The organism is Actinoplanes sp. NPDC048988 (assembly GCF_043197815.1).
Taxonomy (GTDB): domain Bacteria; phylum Actinomycetota; class Actinomycetes; order Mycobacteriales; family Micromonosporaceae; genus Actinoplanes.
Genome location: NZ_JBICTW010000001.1, coordinates 624,769 through 642,702, shown reverse-complemented (window position 1 = coordinate 642,702; position 17,934 = coordinate 624,769). Strand labels below are relative to the sequence as shown.

Annotated in this window: 11 protein-coding genes and 1 pseudogene; 8 read left to right on the top strand and 4 right to left on the bottom strand. The window is 70.9% G+C overall.

The window, feature by feature from the left end:
* Nucleotides 1-31: 31 nt before the first annotated feature.
* The 3 genes from ACGFJ7_RS03040 (at nucleotide 32) to ACGFJ7_RS03030 (ending at nucleotide 2,779) form a co-directional block, all read left to right on the top strand.
* The gene (locus ACGFJ7_RS03040) at nucleotides 32-1,213 is read left to right on the top strand and encodes an acetyl-CoA C-acetyltransferase (protein WP_360242448.1); all 1,182 of its coding nucleotides are present in this window, start codon (nucleotides 32-34) and stop codon (nucleotides 1,211-1,213) included.
* Nucleotides 1,210-2,163 (top strand): methylmalonyl Co-A mutase-associated GTPase MeaB, encoded by a 954-nt coding sequence (gene meaB, locus ACGFJ7_RS03035; RefSeq protein ID WP_360242445.1) that lies wholly within the window; start codon nucleotides 1,210-1,212, stop codon nucleotides 2,161-2,163. The genes ACGFJ7_RS03040 and meaB overlap by 4 nt, the downstream gene beginning before the upstream one ends.
* Before the next feature lie 160 nt (nucleotides 2,164-2,323).
* A complete protein-coding gene (locus ACGFJ7_RS03030) occupies nucleotides 2,324-2,779 on the top strand; it encodes a hypothetical protein (RefSeq protein ID WP_360242442.1) in 456 nt (151 codons plus the stop codon).
* A gap of 691 nt (nucleotides 2,780-3,470) precedes the next feature.
* Here the strand turns inward: ACGFJ7_RS03030 and ACGFJ7_RS03025 are convergent.
* Nucleotides 3,471-4,076, bottom strand: a complete 606-nt coding sequence (locus tag ACGFJ7_RS03025) for a PadR family transcriptional regulator (RefSeq protein WP_392640528.1) — start codon at nucleotides 4,074-4,076, stop codon at nucleotides 3,471-3,473.
* A gap of 53 nt (nucleotides 4,077-4,129) precedes the next feature.
* Here ACGFJ7_RS03025 and ACGFJ7_RS03020 point away from each other — a divergent pair, with 53 nt between their 5' ends.
* Nucleotides 4,130-5,281, top strand: a complete 1,152-nt coding sequence (locus ACGFJ7_RS03020) for an FAD-dependent monooxygenase (protein WP_360242436.1) — start codon at nucleotides 4,130-4,132, stop codon at nucleotides 5,279-5,281.
* Between the two features lie 33 nt (nucleotides 5,282-5,314).
* Complete coding sequence (locus ACGFJ7_RS03015) at nucleotides 5,315-6,988, top strand: methylmalonyl-CoA mutase family protein (RefSeq protein WP_360242433.1); 1,674 nt, start codon at nucleotides 5,315-5,317, stop codon at nucleotides 6,986-6,988.
* Here ACGFJ7_RS03015 and ACGFJ7_RS03010 read toward each other — a convergent pair.
* Nucleotides 6,964-7,539 (bottom strand): helix-turn-helix domain-containing protein, encoded by a 576-nt coding sequence (locus ACGFJ7_RS03010; protein ID WP_360242430.1) that lies wholly within the window; start codon nucleotides 7,537-7,539, stop codon nucleotides 6,964-6,966. The two genes, ACGFJ7_RS03015 and ACGFJ7_RS03010, sit on opposite strands and share 25 nt — an antisense overlap.
* A 96-nt stretch (nucleotides 7,540-7,635) precedes the next feature.
* Here ACGFJ7_RS03010 and ACGFJ7_RS03005 point away from each other — a divergent pair, with 96 nt between their 5' ends.
* Both ACGFJ7_RS03005 and ACGFJ7_RS03000 read left to right on the top strand, forming a co-directional pair.
* Nucleotides 7,636-8,583, top strand: coding sequence for a tetratricopeptide repeat protein (locus ACGFJ7_RS03005; protein WP_360242427.1), 948 nt, complete (start codon nucleotides 7,636-7,638; stop codon nucleotides 8,581-8,583).
* Nucleotides 8,584-8,599: 16 nt separating this feature from the next.
* A pseudogene (locus tag ACGFJ7_RS03000) lies at nucleotides 8,600-9,494 on the top strand (arginase family protein); the annotation flags it as partial.
* 782 nt (nucleotides 9,495-10,276) lie between these two features.
* Here ACGFJ7_RS03000 and ACGFJ7_RS02995 read toward each other — a convergent pair.
* Complete coding sequence (locus tag ACGFJ7_RS02995; RefSeq protein ID WP_392640525.1) at nucleotides 10,277-12,187, bottom strand: penicillin-binding transpeptidase domain-containing protein; 1,911 nt, start codon at nucleotides 12,185-12,187, stop codon at nucleotides 10,277-10,279.
* 210 nt (nucleotides 12,188-12,397) lie between these two features.
* Between ACGFJ7_RS02995 and ACGFJ7_RS02990 the strand changes: the two genes are divergently transcribed.
* Nucleotides 12,398-17,332: an NAD-glutamate dehydrogenase gene (locus ACGFJ7_RS02990; protein ID WP_392640523.1), complete on the top strand. Its 4,935-nt coding sequence runs from the start codon at nucleotides 12,398-12,400 to the stop codon at nucleotides 17,330-17,332.
* On the opposite strand, the gene ACGFJ7_RS02985 is transcribed toward ACGFJ7_RS02990, so the two are convergent.
* A complete protein-coding gene (locus ACGFJ7_RS02985) occupies nucleotides 17,310-17,933 on the bottom strand; it encodes a GntR family transcriptional regulator (RefSeq protein ID WP_392640521.1) in 624 nt (207 codons plus the stop codon). The genes ACGFJ7_RS02990 and ACGFJ7_RS02985 overlap by 23 nt on opposite strands.
* Between the last annotated feature and the right edge of the window lies 1 nt (nucleotide 17,934).

Here is a 17,934-nt window from a genome sequence, read left to right as displayed (position 1 = left end):
TTCAGTCGCCTTTCAAGATGGGAACAATGACGTGACCAGCTCGGTGATCGTGAGTGGAGCCCGGACGCCGATGGGGCGCCTGCTCGGCAACCTCAAGAGCGTATCGGCCACGGCCCTCGGCGGTGCCGCCATCGAAGCCGCCCTCCATCGCGGCGGCGTGCGCCCCGACCAGGTGCAGTACGTGATCATGGGGCAGGTGCTGCAGGCCGGCACCGGCCAGATCACCGCCCGGCAGGCCGCGGTGGCCGCCGGCATCCCGATGACCACTCCGGCCGTCACCGTCAACAAGGTGTGCCTGTCCGGCCTCGACGCGATCGCCCTGGCCGACCAGCTGATCCGGGCCGGCGAGTTCGACATCGTGGTGGCCGGCGGCATGGAATCGATGACCAACGCGCCCCACCTGCTGATGAACCAGCGTCAGGGCACCAAGTTCGGCGACGTTCTGGTGCGCGACCACACGGCGTACGACGGCCTGGTCGATCCCTGGGAGGGGATCTCGATGGGCGAGTCGACCGAGCGGAGCGGCGTCAAGCTCGGCATCACCCGCGCCGAGCAGGACGCCTTCGCCGCCCAGAGCCACCAGCGGGCGGCCGCCGCCCAGCGCGAGGGCCGCTTCGCCGAGGAGATCGTGCCGGTCAAGACCGGCCAGCGCGCCGACGACCCGATCGTCGAGACCGACGAGGGTGTACGCCCGGACGCCACCGCCGAGTCGCTGTCCCGGCTGCGCCCGGCCTTCGCCGCCGGCGGCACGATCACCGCGGGCAGCTCGTCGCCCATCTCCGACGGGGCCGCCGCGGTCGTGGTGATGAGCCGGGCCAAGGCCGAGGAGCTGGGCCTGAACTGGCTCGCCGAGATCACCGCGCACGGCAACGTGGCCGGCCCCGACAGCTCACTGCAGTCCCAGCCGGCCAACGCGATCAAGCACGCCCTGGACAAGGCCCACCTCACCGTCGACGATCTCTGTCTGATCGAGATGAACGAGGCCTTCGCCCAGGTGGTGATCCAGTCGATGCGCGAGCTCAAGGTCGACGACGAGATCGTGAACGTCAACGGCGGCGCGATCGCGCTCGGCCACCCGATCGGCATGTCCGGCGCCCGCCTGGTGCTCACCCTCGCCCTCGAGCTGCGCCGGCGCGGCGGCGGTTACGGCGCGGCCGGCCTCTGCGGCGGCGGTGGCCAGGGCGACGCGCTGATCATCAAGGTGGCGCCTTGAGCAGATCCCGTGACGTCCCCACGCTTGTCGAAAAGGCGCGCGCGGGGGACCCGCGGTCGGTGGCCCGGCTGATCAGCCTGGTCGAGAACGGCGATCCGGCGCTGCCCGAGGTGGCGGCGGCGCTGGCCCCGTACGCCGGTCATGCCCAGATCATCGGCCTGACCGGCTCACCGGGCGTCGGCAAGTCGACGACGACGAACGAGCTGGTGCGCGCCCTGCGCAAGGCGGGCCGCCGGGTCGGCGTGCTGGCGGTCGACCCGTCGAGCCCGTTCACCGGCGGCGCGATCCTCGGCGACCGGGTCCGCATGCAGGAGCACACGACCGATCCGGGCGTCTACATCCGCTCGATGTCCAGCCGCGGCCAGCTGGGCGGCCTCTCGGCCGCGACCCCGCAGGCCGTACGGGTCCTGGAAGGCGCCGGATGCGAGGTGATCCTGGTCGAGACGGTCGGCGTCGGCCAGGCCGAGGTGGAGATCGCCTCCCTCGCCGACACCACGCTGGTGCTGCTGGCCCCCGGCATGGGCGACGCGATCCAGGCGGTCAAGGCGGGCGTGCTCGAGATCGCCGACGTCTTCGTCATCAACAAGGCGGACCGCCCCGGCGCCGACGCCACTTACCGCGACATTCAGGGCATGCTGGGCCTCGGCGAGCGGGCCGCGGGGGAGTGGCGTCCCCAGGTGGTGAAGGCGACAGCGGTCAAGGCCGAGGGCGTCGACGATGTGCTCACGGCCATCGACAAGCATCGCGACTGGCTCGAGAAGACGGAGAATTTGCGGGTACGCCGTGAGCGCCGCGCCGCGGTCGAGGTCGAGGCGATCGCCCTGGGCACCCTGCGGGCCCGCATCGGCAGCTTGCGCGAGGGAACCGCGCTGACCACGCTGGCCGCGGCCGTGGCAGCCGGCGAACTTGATCCCTACGCCGCCGCCGATGAGCTGATCAAGGGCCTCTGAGCACTTACGGCAGATTTGCCGGAAACGGCACGCGCGGACGGCCCGGCGTCTCGCCCGTGCGCCCGATGCCGTCCCGATATTTCCGGCATACGCTGAATTGGTCAGCGCCGGAAAGGATAGCGGACATGATGAGTCACAGGGGCAGCATCCGGGGTGCAGCATGATTGCGCCGATCACCTTCCCCCGGGTCGCCGGAACCACTGCCACGTACCTGCACCCGCTCCTGCAGAGCGCCGCCCTGCAGCAGAGCGCCCGGGTGGCCGACACGCAGCCACGGGCCACCGCGCCCACCCAGGAGATGCCGGCGGTGCCGGCGGTCGCCCAGGTGGACCGTACGGCCGCCTACAGCGCCGGCCTGGCCCGCGACGCGGCCATGGCCGTGAACACGGTGAAGGCCACGGCCAAGGTCGCCCCCACGGTCGACGAGACCGACCCGGGCACCATGCTGGCCCGCCAGATGGTCATGGAACGCGCCTCGACCCAGGTGGGCGTCCTGCTCAGCCGCGCGGCCGGCGAGCGCCGGGTGGCCCTGATGAGCGGCGTCCCGGCTTCCCGCCTGGCCGACCTGAACACGACTACGTCCCGCCTCTACCACGCGTTGGACCTGACCGCGTAAACCGTCCCGGCCGGCGCCGGCTCCGCTCATCCCGCGCGGTGGGCGGGCCCGCCTGCGGGGTCCGGCGAGCGCCCTGCTGGTGGCCAGGCCCGCCATGTGGCCGACTGGTTGTGCCGCTCAGCCCGACTGTTTGGTTGCCGCGCTGGTTGTGTCGCTCAGTCCAGCGTGTCCGGTTGCCGGTCTGGTTGTGCCGCTCAGCCCGACTGTCCCGTCCCAGGCTGATTGTGTCGCCCGCCCGACTGTCCGGCCGCCGGGCTCGTCGTGTCGCCCAGCGGGTCTTTCTCTCACGCTCGTCGTGTCGCCCAGCGGGTCTTTCTCTCACGCTCGTCGTGCCGCCCAGCGGGTCTTTCTCTCACGCTCGTCGTGCCGCCCAGCGCGTCTCTCTCACGCTCGTCGTGCCGCCTTGGCTCTTCCAAGCCGTAGCACAAACGCGCCCAGTCGTGCGGTTTCCACAGCGCGCTGGCTGTCCACAGCGGCCCCGCGCGAACGCGGCGATTTCCGGGAGAATGGCTGTCGGGCGGCTCCCCCTGGGGTGGGTGGGCGCTGTGCGGCGGTGTGCGCTGTGCGGCGGTGTGCGCTGTGCGGCGGTGCGCGCTGTGCGGCGGTGCGCGCCGTACAACGGCGCATCCTGCCGGACGGCCATCGAGCGCAACGCGCATGCGCCTCCCCATCCGGCTCTGTGCGCCCCCGCTCAACTGCCAGGCGGGAACCGCTCCAACGTCTCCGCAATCAACTCGGCGCTCCATGTCAGTGAGCCCTCCGCCAAGTCCGCCACCACTCCGCGGAGCCATTTCACCTCCGCGTCGAGCATGGCTACCCGGTATTCGTCCTCGATCAGGAACAGCCGGGGCAGGCCCGCCGGCGCCTGTTCGCGGATTCCGGCCGCCTTCTCCGTCAGTGCCTTCACCCGCTTCTCCAGCAGTTCCCTGACTTGGGCCGGGGGCAGTACCGGCAGGAAGGCCAGCGCCGCCGGGAATTCCGGGAACTCGCGGGCGAGTGCCGGCAGCATGCCGGTCAGCCAGCGGCGCATGGTTGCCGTGCCCTCTTCGGTGATCTCGTAGATGGTGCGTTCGGGGCGGCCGGCTTCGCGTGCCGTGCCGCCGGGGCGGGCCAGGCCGTCGCGGACCAGGCGGTCGAGGGCCTGGTAGACGCTGTTGCGCTGGGCCACGTTGACCAGTTGGTCCTGGCCACGCTCCTTGATCATCTGCTGCATCCGGTAGGGGTGCATGGGCGCTTCCATGAGCAGCGCCAGCAGCACCATGCCCAGGGTGGACCGGCGCGGTTCGGAGGTGGCCACGTGATCAGCGTACGGGGTTGACTCCTCATAGTCATAGTATGCATAGTCAGAGTATGACTAATCGAATCGCAGTGATCGCCGGCGGCGGGATCGCCGGCACCGTGACCGCGCTCGCCCTGCAACGGGCCGGCTGGCAACCGCGCGTCTACGAGGCGTACGACCAGAGGGAGGGTGCCTGGCTCACCGTGGCCGTCAACGGCCTCGCGGCCCTCCGTGAGCTCGGCGAGGACCCGGCCGAGATCCTGGCCGCCGGCTTCCCCACGCCGCGGCTGACGATGAGCAACGCCAAGGGGCGGCGGCTGGCCGTGGTGCCGCTGGGTGGCCCCATGCCGGACGGCACCGTCACGACGACGATCAAGCGAACTGACCTGTACGCGGCGTTGCGGCGAGCCGCCGGGCGGCGCGGCATCCCGATCGAGCACGGCAAGCGGCTGACCGGCTTCACCGAGGAGCCCGACGGCGTGACCGTGACGTTCGCCGACGGTACGAACGTGCGTGGCGACCTCCTGGTCGGCGCCGACGGGCTCCGGTCGCGGACCCGGCAACTGCTCAATCCGGAGGGGCCGCGGCCGCGCTATCTCGGGCTGCTCAACGCCGGCGGGTTCACCGACCGGCCGGTCGAGGCGCCGCTGGACCGTACTCCCGGGATGATGCACATGGCCTTCGGCCGGCGGGCCTTCTTCGGCTGGGGTGTCGCTCCCGACGGCCGCGTGTGGTGGTTCGCCAATCCGGCCCGCAAGCGGCCGGTCGAGCCGGGGGAGTTCTCCCCCGAGCAGTGGCGGGCCTACTTGATCGAGCTGTTCGAGGGTGACGATCTGCCCGCCGCGGCGATCATCCGGGCCACCGACGTGGCGCTCGGGCCGTGGAACACCGACGACCTGCCCCGGGTGCCGGCGTGGCACAGCGAGCGGGTCGTGCTCGTCGGCGACGCCGCCCACGCCGTCTCGCCGTCCTCGGGTCAGGGCGCGTCGATGGCGATCGAGGACGCGGTGGCGCTGGGGCGGAGTGCTTCGCTGGCCGAATACGAGCGGCGCCGTCGTGCCCGGGTCGAGCGCGTGGTCGCGTACGGGAAGAGAAGTGGCAGTTCGAAGACCGCCGGGCCGATCGGGTCGATGATCCGGGACGCGATGTTCCCGCTGGTCATGAAGATGCTGTACCGCAAGGGCGATCCGCAGGCCTGGATCTTCGAGCGAAGAGAGCCTTAGGGATCGTTCAGGTTTGCCCCTAGGATGGTGCGCATGGACGCAGCCGACATCGAGGCCGGACGCGAGCGGTGGCAGCGCCGTTACGACGCCGCCCGCAAGCGCGACGCTGACTTCACCACCCTGTCCGGCGCCACGGTCGACCCCGTCTACGGGCCGCCGGCGGGCGCCGCCTATCCCGGGTTCGACCGCATCGGCTGGCCGGGCGAGTTCCCGTACACCCGGGGCCTCTATCCCACCGGCTATCGCGGGCGCACCTGGACGATCCGGCAGTTCGCCGGCTTCGGCAACGCGCAGCAGACCAACGAGCGTTACAAGATGATCCTCGCCGCCGGCGGGGGTGGCCTCAGCGTCGCCTTCGACATGCCGACGCTGATGGGCCGCGACTCCGACGACCCGCAGTCGCTCGGTGAGGTCGGGCACTGCGGGGTGGCGATCGACTCCGCGGCCGACATGGATGTGCTCTTCGACGGCATCGACCTCGAGAAGACGACCACCAGCATGACGATCTCCGGCCCGGCCGTGCCGATCTTCTGCATGTACCTGGTGGCCGCCGAACGTCAGGGCGCCGACATCCACAAGCTCGACGGCACGCTGCAGACCGACATCTTCAAGGAGTACATCGCTCAGAAGGAGTGGCTTTTCCAGCCCGAGCCGCACCTGCGCCTCATCGGCGACCTGATGGAGTACTGCGCCCGCGAGATCCCGAAGTACAAGCCGCTGTCGGTCAGCGGCTACCACATCCGTGAGGCCGGCTCGACCGCCGCCCAGGAGCTGGCGTACACGCTGGCCGACGGCTTCGGGTACGTCGAGCTCGGGCTCAGCCGCGGGCTCGACGTCGACCAGTTCGCGCCCGGGCTGAGCTTCTTCTTCGACGCGCACATCGACTTCTTCGAGGAGATCGCCAAGTTCCGCGCCGCCCGCCGCATCTGGGCGCGGCACCTGCGCGACGACTACGGCGCGACCAGCGAAAAGGCGCTGTGGCTGAAGTTCCACACGCAGACGGCCGGCGTCTCCCTGACGGCACAACAACCGGTCAACAACGTCGTCCGTACGGCGGTGGAGGCGCTCGCCGCGGTCCTGGGCGGCACTAACTCGCTGCACACCAACGCGCTCGACGAGACCTTGGCGCTGCCCACCGACGAGTCGGCCGAGATCGCGCTGCGTACGCAACAGGTCCTCATGGAGGAGACCGGCGTGATCAACGTGGCCGATCCGCTCGGCGGCTCCTGGTATCTCGAGGAGCTGACCGACCGCATCGAGGCGGAGGCCGAGGAGATCTTCACCCGCATCCGCGATCTCGGTCACGACGGCAGCATCACGGCCGGCATCCTGCGCGGTATCGAGGACGGCTGGTTCACCGCCAACATCGCCGAGGCGGCGTTCGTCTACCAGCAGGCGCTGGAGAAGAACGAGAAGCGGATCGTCGGCGTCAACGCCCACACCGGCACGGTGGCCAAGGAGCTGGAGATCCTGCGGGTCTCCCACGAGGTCGAGGTGGTGCAGAAACGGGAGCTGGGGGCCAGGAAGGCCGGGCGTGATCCGGTACGCGTGAAGGACGCCCTCGACCGCATGCTGGCCGCGGCCCGCAGCGGGGACAACATGATCCCGGCCATGCTCGACGCGGCGCGAGCCGAGGCTAGCCTCGGGGAGATCTGCGACGCGCTCAAACAGGAGTGGGGCATCTACCGCGAGCCGGCCCGGTTCTGAAGACCTTCCAGGAGTACGCCGAGGTAGCGCTCCGCCGCGTCGTCGCCACCGGCGCGGACGGCGTGCTGCACACCGCACATCAGCCGGCGCAGGTCGTCGCCGGTGATGTCGGGCCGGACCGCGCCCGCGGCCCGGGCCCGGGCGAGCACGGTGCCGAACGCCTCGAACAGTTCGGCGCTGAGCTCCCGGGTCTCGGTGCAGGCGAAGTCGCTTTTCTGCATGACGGCGGCCAGCGCGGGATCGGCCAGCATCAGCCGGAGCCCGGCGCGCATGATCCGGGCGAAGCCGGTCGCCGGGTCGGTGTCGCGCTCGGCGGCGCGGGCGTCGGACACCAGCGCCGCGAAGCTGTCGGCGGCGAGCGCCTCGAGCAGCACCTGATGGCTCTCGAAGTGCCGGTACGCGGTGCCGACGCCCACGCCGGCCTCTTTGGCGATGGCGTTCATCGGCAGGGTGACGTCGCCGTTGCGCAGCCGCTCGCGGGCGACCGAGAGCATCAATTCGCGCACCCGGGCCGAGTCGGCCCGAAGCTTCTCGGGATTCAGCGACGGCATACTAAAAGGATAACTCATCCGTTATGCTGTGACGTCCGATATCAGGCCCGCCGCGGCGCGGCGGAGCGCCTTGTCAGCGTGCGAGACTAGGTAACCATGAGCGACCCACGGACCACTCCGTCGATCTTCACCCGCGGCGCGGTCGATCTCAGCGCGCTGCGCGCGCCCTCTCCGGCGCCGAGCCGCCCCGCTGCCCCCGCCGACACCCAGGCAGACGCGCACGGCGGACCGCCTCCCGGCGCCATCCCGGGCGGGCTGCCCGGCGGTGCCGGCCCCGAGACGATCATCGACGTCACCGAGGCCAACTTCCAGTCGGCCGTCCTCGAGCGTTCGCTCGCGACGCCGGTCATCCTCGACTTCTGGGCCGACTGGTGCGAGCCCTGCAAGCAGCTGTCCCCGATCCTGGAGCGGCTCGCCCAGGCCGGCGGCGGCTCGTGGGTGCTCGGCAAGGTCGATGTGGACGCCAACCCGCGCCTCGCTCAGGCGCTGCGCGTGCAGGGCATCCCGATGGTGGTCGCGGTGGTCGGCGGCCAGCTCGTCGAGGGCTTCACCGGCGTGCTTCCCGAGTCCCAGGTCAAGCAGTACGTGGACGCGGTGCTCAAGGCCGGCGGCGTAGCCGTGCAGCAGGCCGAGGACCCGCGGCTCGACGCGGCCGACGACGCCCTGATGACCGGCGACCTCGACGAGGCCGAGGCGGCGTACCGGAAAATCCTGGCCGAGTCCCCGCAGGACGCCGCCGCCGAGTCCGGTCTGGCCCAGGTCGAGCTCTACCGCCGCATCCAGGGCGCCGACCCGGCGGCCGCGCTGGCCAAGGCCGACGAGTCCCCCGACGACGTCGACGCCCAGCGCCTGGCGGCCGACATCGAGGTGCTCAGCGGCCAGGCCGACAAGGCCTACGCGCGCCTGGTCGCCCTGGTCAAGCGCACGGCGGGCGACGACCGGGACGCCGTACGCAAGCACCTGCTCTCGCTGTTCAGCGTGGCCGGTCCCGACGATCCCGCGGTGGCCGGCGCCCGGCGCGCCCTGGCCAGCGCCCTCTTCTAGGCAGGGGAGCCGCTCCGTGCGCCGCATCGCTGTCCTCGACGCACCGTCCAATCTCGGTCTGCGCCCGCCGACCGAGACGTCGGTGCCGGGCTGCGCCAAGGCGCCCGGAGCGCTCCGCGACAAGGGCCTGATCACCAAGCTGGCCGCCCGCGACGCGGGCTGCCTGACCCCGCCGAGGTACGACCCGGGCGACTGGCGCCCGGGCGACGGCGTGGCCCACGCGCAACAGATAGCGGCGTACTCCCGGGCCCTGGCCGACCGCATCGGCGCGATCCTCGACGCCGGCGAGTTCCCGGTGGTCCTGGGCGGCGACTGCTCCATCCTGCTCGGCTCGGGCGTGGCGATGCACCGCCTGGGCGAGGCCGTCGGCGGCCGCATAGGCCTGGTCTTCGTGGACGGCCATTCCGACTTCCGCCACCCCGGGAACGCTTCCTACGTGGGTGCCGCCGCCGGCGAGGACCTGGCCCTGGTGACCGGCCGGGGCCAGGCCGACCTGGCCGCGATAGAGAGCCGCCGCCCGTACTTCCGCGACGTGGACGTGGTGGTCCTGGGCATCCGTGCCCAGGACGAGTACCGCCTGGACCTTCAGGCCGCCGGCATAGTCACCCGCCCGGTGACGGCCCTGCGGGCCGAGGGTGCGGCCCGGAGCGCCCAGTGGGCCCGAGATCAGCTGGTCGACTGCGCCGGTTACTGGGTCCACGTGGACGTCGACGTCCTGGATCCGGCCGTGATGCCGGCCGTGGACGCCCCTTCCCCCGGCGGCATCGCGTTCCCCGAGCTGGAGATCCTGCTGTCCGGCCTGGTCGAGTCCCCGCACTGCCTGGGCGTCGAGATCACCGTCTTCGACCCCGACTACGACCCCGACGGCCGCTACGCCTCGGAGATCACCAACGCCGTGGTGTCGGGCCTCGAGGTCGCCCACAACGTGACCCCGCGCCCCGATCTGGTCGCCGCCCGGGCCGACATCGACAGCACGACCGCCTCCATCGAGTGGGAGCACCGCCGAGCGAGGGCCGCCGCCGACAGCGTGACGCTGGCCGCCGCCGGCATGTCGGCCGGCCCGGATGACGCCCTGGACGAGTCCGCGGTCCCGGCCACGACGATCCTGGCCGTGGCGGAGGGCGCCGAGACACCGCCCCTGCCTCGCGATCCCGATCAGGAGACCCCGGACGAGGCTCCGGAGGACGACGATCGGGAAGCGGGCGACGACGAGCCGGCCGAGCCCGCCAACCCCGAGCCCACTGATATCGCGGATCGGGACGGCCCGGTCGAGTTCGCCGAATTGTCCGATGTCGCCGACCCCGTTGATCAGGACGCCCCGCCCGAGACCTCTGATAGTGCCGATCTCATCGAGGTCTCCGGAGGCGACGGAGACGACGGCCCCGCCGATGAGGCCGAGCGCGCCGATTCCGAGGCCGCGGCGGACGTCGAGGCGGAACCTGACCTCGAACCTGAGTTCGACGCCGAGCCCGAGTTCGAGGCCGAGCCGGCGGCCGCGGCGCGGCTGGTGCCGAGGCCGCTGGGGCAGGCGCCGTTGCTGGACTCCGATCCGCTGCCCGCGACCCGGCCCGGCATGCTGCGCCCGCGAATCAGCGAGGAGCCGGCGCCGGACAACTTCTCCCTGCCGGCCCAGCGGCCGGCGTTCGAGGTTGGCCTCGGCCCCGGTCAGGGCACGCCGGCCGACATCGCCTGACTACTTCGCCAGCGCTCGCAGGAAGCGGTCCACCGCGGGGACCGCTGCTTCCGAGCCGGCGCCGCCCTTCTGGACCATCACGGCGAAGGCCACGTCGCCCTGATATCCGATGAACCACGAGTGGGTGTCCTCGGTGGTCTCGGCGAACTCGGCGGTTCCCGTCTTTCCCTGTACCGGGCCTCCCGGGGCCGACTTCAAAGCCGTTGCGGTGCCGGCCGTCACCACCTCGCGCATCATCTGGCGCAGCGGGGTCACCGCCGCCTCGTCCAGCTTCGGGCCGTCGGCGGCGGGGGCCGCGGGGGCCGGGTCCACCACCAGCCTCGGCTGCTTGAACTGGCCCCGGGCGATCGCCGCGGTGGCGCCGGCCATGGCTACCGGGCTCACCGCGGTGGCGCCCTGGCCGAACGTGGCGGCGGCCAGTTCGGTCGGGGTGGCGGCGGGGGAGACCTTGCCGCTGAACGCGTCCACTCCCAGGTCCCACTTGGCACCCAGGCCGAGGTCGCTCGCCGCCTTTTGCAAGCCCTCGGCGGTCAGTTTCGGGGCGAGAGCCACGAACGCCGTGTTGCACGATTTCGCGAAGTCGACGTGGAACGGGACGTTGCCCAGGACCTCGCCGTCGGCGTTCTTGAACTCCCGGCCGGCCACCGTCGCCTTCGCCGGGCACGCCACCGTCGTGTCGGCCGTCACCGCCTTGCGCTGCAACAACCCGTACGCGGAAACGGCCTTGAAGGTCGACCCGGGTGGGACCTGACCGGTGAGGGCCGTGTCGACCGTGCCGCCGTCGGGGCCGTTGGCCACGGCCAGGACGGAGCCGTCGCTGATTTTGACGGCGACCAGGGAGCTCGGCTGTTTGATCGAGGCCAGGGCCTGGTCGGCCGCCAGCTGGGTCTTCACGTCGATCGTCGTCTTGATCGGTTTGCCGGCCACCGGCTTCGACGTGAAGATCTCGGTGTCCTTGGGGGTGTCGTCGGCCTCGGAGGTCGGGCGGGCGACGACCACCGACAGGCCCGGTGTGCCGCGCAGCGTCGTGTCGTACTTCTCTTGCAGGCCGCCGTGGCCGACTATGTCGCCCTGGCTGATGGTCTTCGGGTTCTCGTCGATGTCGTCGCGGGTCGCCTGGTCGGCCGTGCCGAGCAGAGCGCGGGCGAAGGCCCTGGTCGGGGCCAGGTCGCGGGTCGCCTCCTGGAACTGGGTGCCCTTCAGCGGGCGGACCTGGTTGCGGATCTTGAGATAGTCGGGGCGGCGGAGGGTGACCACGTCGACGAAGGCGCCCGGGTCGGAGGCCTTCACCCGGGTCGCCAAGTCGGCCATGTCCACCGTCACGCCGACCTTGGCCAGCGCGGTGGCCAGGTCTTTCTGCAGCTTCGGGAGGTCGGCGATGTTCTGCGGGACGACGCCGATGGTCACCACCTCGCGGGCCGTGACGATGGGCTGTCCGGCCGCGTCGAGGATGCTGGCCCGGGTCGAGGGGAGGCGCCGGAGCCGGACCTTGTCGCCGGCGACCAGGTCGCTCTGGACCAGCGCGGGCTCCCAGACCACCGACCAGCCGTCGGTGTTCTTCTTGGTGAGACGGACCGTGCTCTCGTACGACCAGATGACGTCGCCCGGCAGCTGCCACTCGAGTTTGATCGGGTGGGTCGCGTCGTCGCCGGTGGTCTTCGCCTCGCCGGTCTTGGTGACCGTCATCTTGGCGTTCACCAGCTCGCCGGTGAGTTCCTTGAGCTGGGCCTGCACGTCGGCCGAGGCGAGCTTGCCGCCGGCCGCGCTGACGAAGCCGACCTTGCTCAGGTCGTTGCCGCGCCAGCCGCTCAGGAAGTCGTCGAGCGTGTCGTCCGGGCCGTCCTTGGAGCATCCGGCGAGCAGGCCGGTGGCCAGAGTCAGCGTGGCGACCGTGGCGGCGAACCTGCGCATGGCATCACCTTTCGCGGGGTATTAGGACGGACCAGACGTGACGGTAGTCAACCGATGCCCGTCCCGTTGACCCGAGTCCGGTGACAAAGGTCAAAATCGCCGCCGATCGGACCGTTCACACCGCGAGTGTGATCGCCGCCTCCGGCGCGTTCTAGGCTGTCGTCGACATGTTCGAGCCCACAGTGTGGTGGGTGAGGGGAGCGCCAGACCATGGCTGTCGCCGATGAGGCCGCAACCGAGACCGAAGCCGATCTGGACTATGCCGCCGGACCGGGGCTGGCCCTGACGGGGCGCCTCGGCGCCTCCGCCGAGGAGGGCGAGCTCGACGAGCCGCTGCCCAACGGGGAGCGGTTGGTGGCCCAGGCCGTCGAGGTAGCGGGCCGCGATCACGCAACTGCCCAGCTCGTGGGCCGCTTCTGGCGGTTCGCGCCCGACGAGGAGCTGGTCGGGTTCACGCCGCGGGAGATGTACGACGCCGCGGTCGCCCATCGCGAGCTCGCCCGCACCAGGTTGCCGGGCGAGCTGAAACTGGCCATCACGCCGCCGTCCGGGTCGCAGTGCCACACGGTCGTGCAGATCGTCACCGACGACATGCCGTTCCTGGTCGACTCGGTGATCGCGTTGCTGTCGGCCCACCAGTTGCAGGTGCACCTGCTGGTGCACCCGTTGATCGTGGTGCGGCGCGAGCCGCTCGGCGCGCTGGCCGAGCTGGCGGCCGATGTCGAGCCGGACGACGCGATCGAGGGTGACCTGGTCGAGAGCTGGATCCGCATCGAGATCGACCCGATCCGTTCCGAGGACACCCGGGAGCAGCTGCTCAACGAGGTCCGCCGGGTGCTGACCGACGTGCGCGACGCGGTCGAGGACTGGCCCCGGATGCGCCAGCGGGCCATAGTGATCGCCGACGAGCTGGCCACCGCTCGCGGCTCCGAGCGCAAGCTGCCGGTGCCGGACAAGGACGTCACCGACTCCATCGAGCTGCTCAAGTGGCTGGCCCACGACCATTTCACGTTCCTGGGCTACCGGGAGTACCGGCTCGACGGTGACGTGCTCGGCGCCGTGCCCGGCACGGGGCTGGGTATCCTGCGCGGCGACAGCAAGCCCCGCAAGCTGTCGTCGATGACCCCCGAGGCGTACAAGAGGGCCCTGGAGAAAAGGCTCCTGGTCATCACCAAGGCCAATTCGCGGGCCACGGTGCACCGCTCGGCCTACCTCGACTACATCAGCTTCAAGATGTTCGGGCCGGACGGCGAGGTGATCGGTGAGCGGCGCTTCCTGGGCCTGTTCAGCTCCTCGGCGTACCGGACCAGCGTCCGTGAGTTGCCGGTCGTCAAGCGCAAGGTCATGGAGGTGCTCGACCGCTCGGGCCTGTCGCCGCGCGGGCACTCCGGCAAGGACCTGCTGCAGATCCTCGAGACCTACCCCCGCGACGAGCTTTTCCAGATCAAGACCGATGACCTGTACGAGGCGGTGATCGGTGTCCTGCGGATGGCCGGCCGCCGCCAGCTGCGCCTGTTCCTGCGGCGCGACGGCTACGGCCGGTTCATCTCGTGCCTGGTCTACATGCCGCGCGACCGGTTCACCACCGGCAACCGCCTGCACATGCAGGAGATCCTGCTCCGCGAGCTGAACGGCGTGGGTCTCGACTACACGACCCGGGTCACCGAGCGGATGCTGGCCCGGGTGCACTTCATCGTGCGTACGGACCCGGCCGACCCGCCGGGCAAGGTCGACCCGAACGCGCTGGCCGAGATGCTGGCCGACGCCACCCGCATGTGGGACGACGACTTCTCCCTGGTGCTCGAGCGCAAGCTCGGCGAGGAGGCGGCCCGCGACCTGTTCGGCCGCTACTCGACGGCGTACCCCGACAGTTACAAGGACGGCCACACGCCGTACGAGGGCATGCAGGACCTGGCCAAACTCGAGCTCCTCGAGGAGGAGGGCCAGCTCGAGATGCACCTGTACCGCAAGCGGCGGCCGGGCCGGACGGGCGAGCCCGAGCCGGACGAGCACGACGTGCGGTTCAAGGTCTACCGGTACGGCGAGCCGATGCTGCTCTCGGCGGTGCTGCCGGTGCTGCACTCGCTCGGCGTGCAGGTGGTCGACGAGCGGCCGTACGAGATCCGGCGCAGCGACGGCACCATCTACCTGTACGACTTCGGGTTGCGGCCGCCGGCCGCGCACCGCGAGCTGGCCGAGGTCCGCCCGCAGGTGGAGAACGCGTTCGCGGCCGCCTGGCGGGGCGAGGCCGAGGTCGACGGCTTCAACGAGCTGGTGCTACGGGCCGGGCTCACCTGGCGTCAGGTGGTGGTGCTGCGGGCGTACGCCAAATATCAGCGCCAGACCGGCAGCGTCTTCTCCCAGCGCTACCTCGAGTCGACCTTCATCGCTTACCCGGAGATCGCCCGCCTGCTGGTGCGCCTGTTCGAGACGCGGTTCTCGCCGCGGCTGGAGGCCGGCGAGGAGCAGCGGTCGCATCTGGCCGGCGAGCTGGTCGACCGGATCACCGGGCTGCTCGACGACGTGGACAGCCTCGACCAGGACCGGATTCTGCGCTCGTACCTGACGCTGATCCAGGCCACGCTGCGGACCAGTTTCTTCCAGCGCGGCGCCGACGGGCGGCCGAAGTCGTACGTGGCGTTCAAGCTCGACCCGCAGGCCATCCCCGACCTGCCCCAGCCGCGCCCGAAGTACGAGATCTTCGTGTACTCGCCGCGCTTCGAGGGCGTCCACCTGCGGTTCGGCGCGGTGGCCCGCGGTGGGCTGCGCTGGTCGGACCGGCGCGAGGATTTCCGTACGGAGATTCTGGGCCTGGTCAAGGCGCAGATGGTGAAGAACGCGGTGATCGTGCCGGTCGGCGCCAAGGGCGGCTTCGTGCTCAAGCAGAAGCCGGGCGACCGGGACGAGGCGGTGGAGTGCTACAAGCGCTTCATCACGGCCCTGCTCGACGTCACCGACAACATCCACAGTGGCAAGATCGTGCCGCCGCGGGACGTGGTCCGGCACGACGGCGACGACCCGTACCTGGTGGTCGCGGCCGACAAGGGCACGGCCACGTTCTCGGACATCGCCAACGAGATCTCCGTGGGCAAGGACTTCTGGATGGGCGACGCCTTCGCGAGCGGTGGCTCGGCCGGCTACGACCACAAGAAGATGGGCATCACGGCGCGGGGCGCGTGGGAATCGGTCAAGAAGCACTTCCGCGACCTCGGCCTCGACACCCAGACCCAGGACTTCACAGTGGTCGGCGTGGGCGACATGAGCGGCGACGTCTTCGGCAACGGGATGCTGCTCTCGTCGCACATCAAGCTCGTGGCCGCCTTCGACCACCGGCACATCTTCCTGGACCCCGCTCCCGATCCGGCCGCGTCGTTCGCCGAGCGCCGGCGGCTCTTCGACCTGCCGCGCTCCTCGTGGGACGATTACGACAAGTCGCTTATTTCGCAGGGCGGTGGGGTCTATCCCCGTACGGCGAAATCGATCCCTGTCTCGCCGGAGGTGCGCGCTGCCCTCGATCTGGGCGACGCCACGGCGATCAGCCCGGTCGAGCTCATGCGGGCCATCCTGCGCGCGCCGGTCGACCTGTTGTGGAACGGCGGCATCGGCACGTACGTCAAGTCGTCCGCCGAGACGCACGCGGACGTCGGCGACAAGGGCAACGACGCCATCCGCGTCAACGGCGGCCAGCTGCGCTGCCGGGTCGTGGGCGAGGGCGGCAACCTGGGCCTGACCCAGCGCGGGCGCATCGAGTTCGCCCGCACCGGCGGCCGCATCTACACCGACTTCATCGATAACACGGCCGGTGTGGACTGCTCCGACCACGAGGTCAACATCAAGATCCTGCTGGGCGGCGCGGTCACCGACGGCGAGTTGTCCCTGCCCGAGCGGGACGAGCTGCTGGCCACCATGACCGACGAGGTCGCGGCGCTGGTGCTGCGCGACAACTACGAGCAGGCGCAGGCCCTGGGCAACGCCCGCTCCCAGGCACACTCGCTGCTGCCGGTGCACCGGCGCATGCTGACCTGGCTGGAGGAGAGCGGGCAGCTCAACCGCGAGCTCGAAGCCCTGCCGACCGACGCCGAGCTGGCCACCCGCTACGAGAACGGCGAGGGGCTGACGGCGCCCGAGTTCGCGGTCCTTCTGGCGTACGTCAAGATCGCCGCGGAGCGGGAGGTCCTGGCCGACGAGCTGGTCGACGAGCCGTGGACGGCCTCCGTCCTGTCCGGATACTTCCCGACGCCGCTGCGCGAGCGGTTCGCCACCCGGATGGCCGGCCACCGGCTGCGCCGCGAGATCATCACGACGGTCCTGGTCAACGAGGTGGTCAACCGCGGCGGTACGTCGTTCATCTTCCGCGCCATGGAGGAGAGCGGCGCCTCGGCGGCCGACGTCATCCGGGCCTACGTGGTCATCCGCGACACGTACGGGCTGGCCGGCATCTGGGCCGAAGCCGAGGCCCTGGACAACAAGGTGCCGACGCCGGCCCAGACACTGGTCTTCCTGGAGTCGCGGCGGCTGCTCGACCGGGCCGTCCGCTGGCTGGTGAGCACCCGGCGCTCGCCGATCGACGTGGCCGGCGAGGTGGCGCGGCTGCGGCACGGCGTACAGGACCTCATGCCGAGAATGTCGGCGGTGCTCAAGGGCAACGAACGTCTCTCGATGGACGAGCACATCGGCTGGCTGGTCGACAAGGGCGTGCCGATGGAGCTGGCCGAGCGGGTGACGCTGGTCAACTACGGTTTCGGCCTGCTCGACATCCTGGAGACGGGCGTGGCCACCGGCCGCGACGCGGACGAGGTGGCCCCGGTCTACTTCGCCCTGTCCGAGCGCTTCCACATCGACCAGCTGCTGTCGCACATCTCCAAGCTCCCGCGCGGCGACCGCTGGCAGACGCTGGCCCGCATGGCGTTGCGGTACGACCTGTACGCGGCGCTGGCCGCCCTGACAGCCGAGGTCCTGCAGTCGACACCGGCGGACGCCTCGGCCGACGACCGCGTCTCCGAATGGGAACGCGTCAATGCCGCCTCCATCGCCCGGGCCGCCAACGCCATGGGCAACGTGGGCGACACCCCGGCCGAGCTGGCCGCCCTGTCGGTGCTGCTGCGCCAGATCCGAACCCTGGTCAAGACCTCGTCAGCGGCTTGACGGTCCGGGTCACGTGATGGCGTAGGAGGCCGGCCGCCCGGTCGGCCTCCCGCGCCAGAACGGCCTCCTCCAGCGCCAGATGTTCGGCGGCGGCGTCGCGGGCCGGCCCCTTGACGGCCGACCAGCGCCGGGCCAGCTCGCTGTCGGTCCAGAGCCGGTCGAAGGTGCCCATCAGCACGTCGTTGCCGCACGCCTCGAGCAGCGTGCGATGAAAAAGCCGATGGGCCTCGGACCAGCCATCGGGATCCTGCTCGTACGGCGTGGCCCGCGCCAGCCGATGATGGGCGGCCCGCACACGGACCTCCCACTCGAGGTCACCGCGCTCGATGGCCATCCGCAGCATGGCCGGTTCGACGGTGGCCCGCGCCTCGGCGATCTGCTGCCACCGCTCGTCACCGGTGTCCGGCACGGCGAAGCCCCGGTTGGGCAGCCGGTCGGCCAGCCCTTCACCGACCAGGCGCAGCAGGGTCTCGCGGGCGACGGCCAGGCTGACCACATGCTGGGTGGCCAGTTCCTGCGGCTTCAGGGGCTGCCGCGGGGCGAAGTCGCCGTGCAGGATGGCCGCCCGCAGCGCCAGGTACATCCGTTCCGAGGGGGTCACA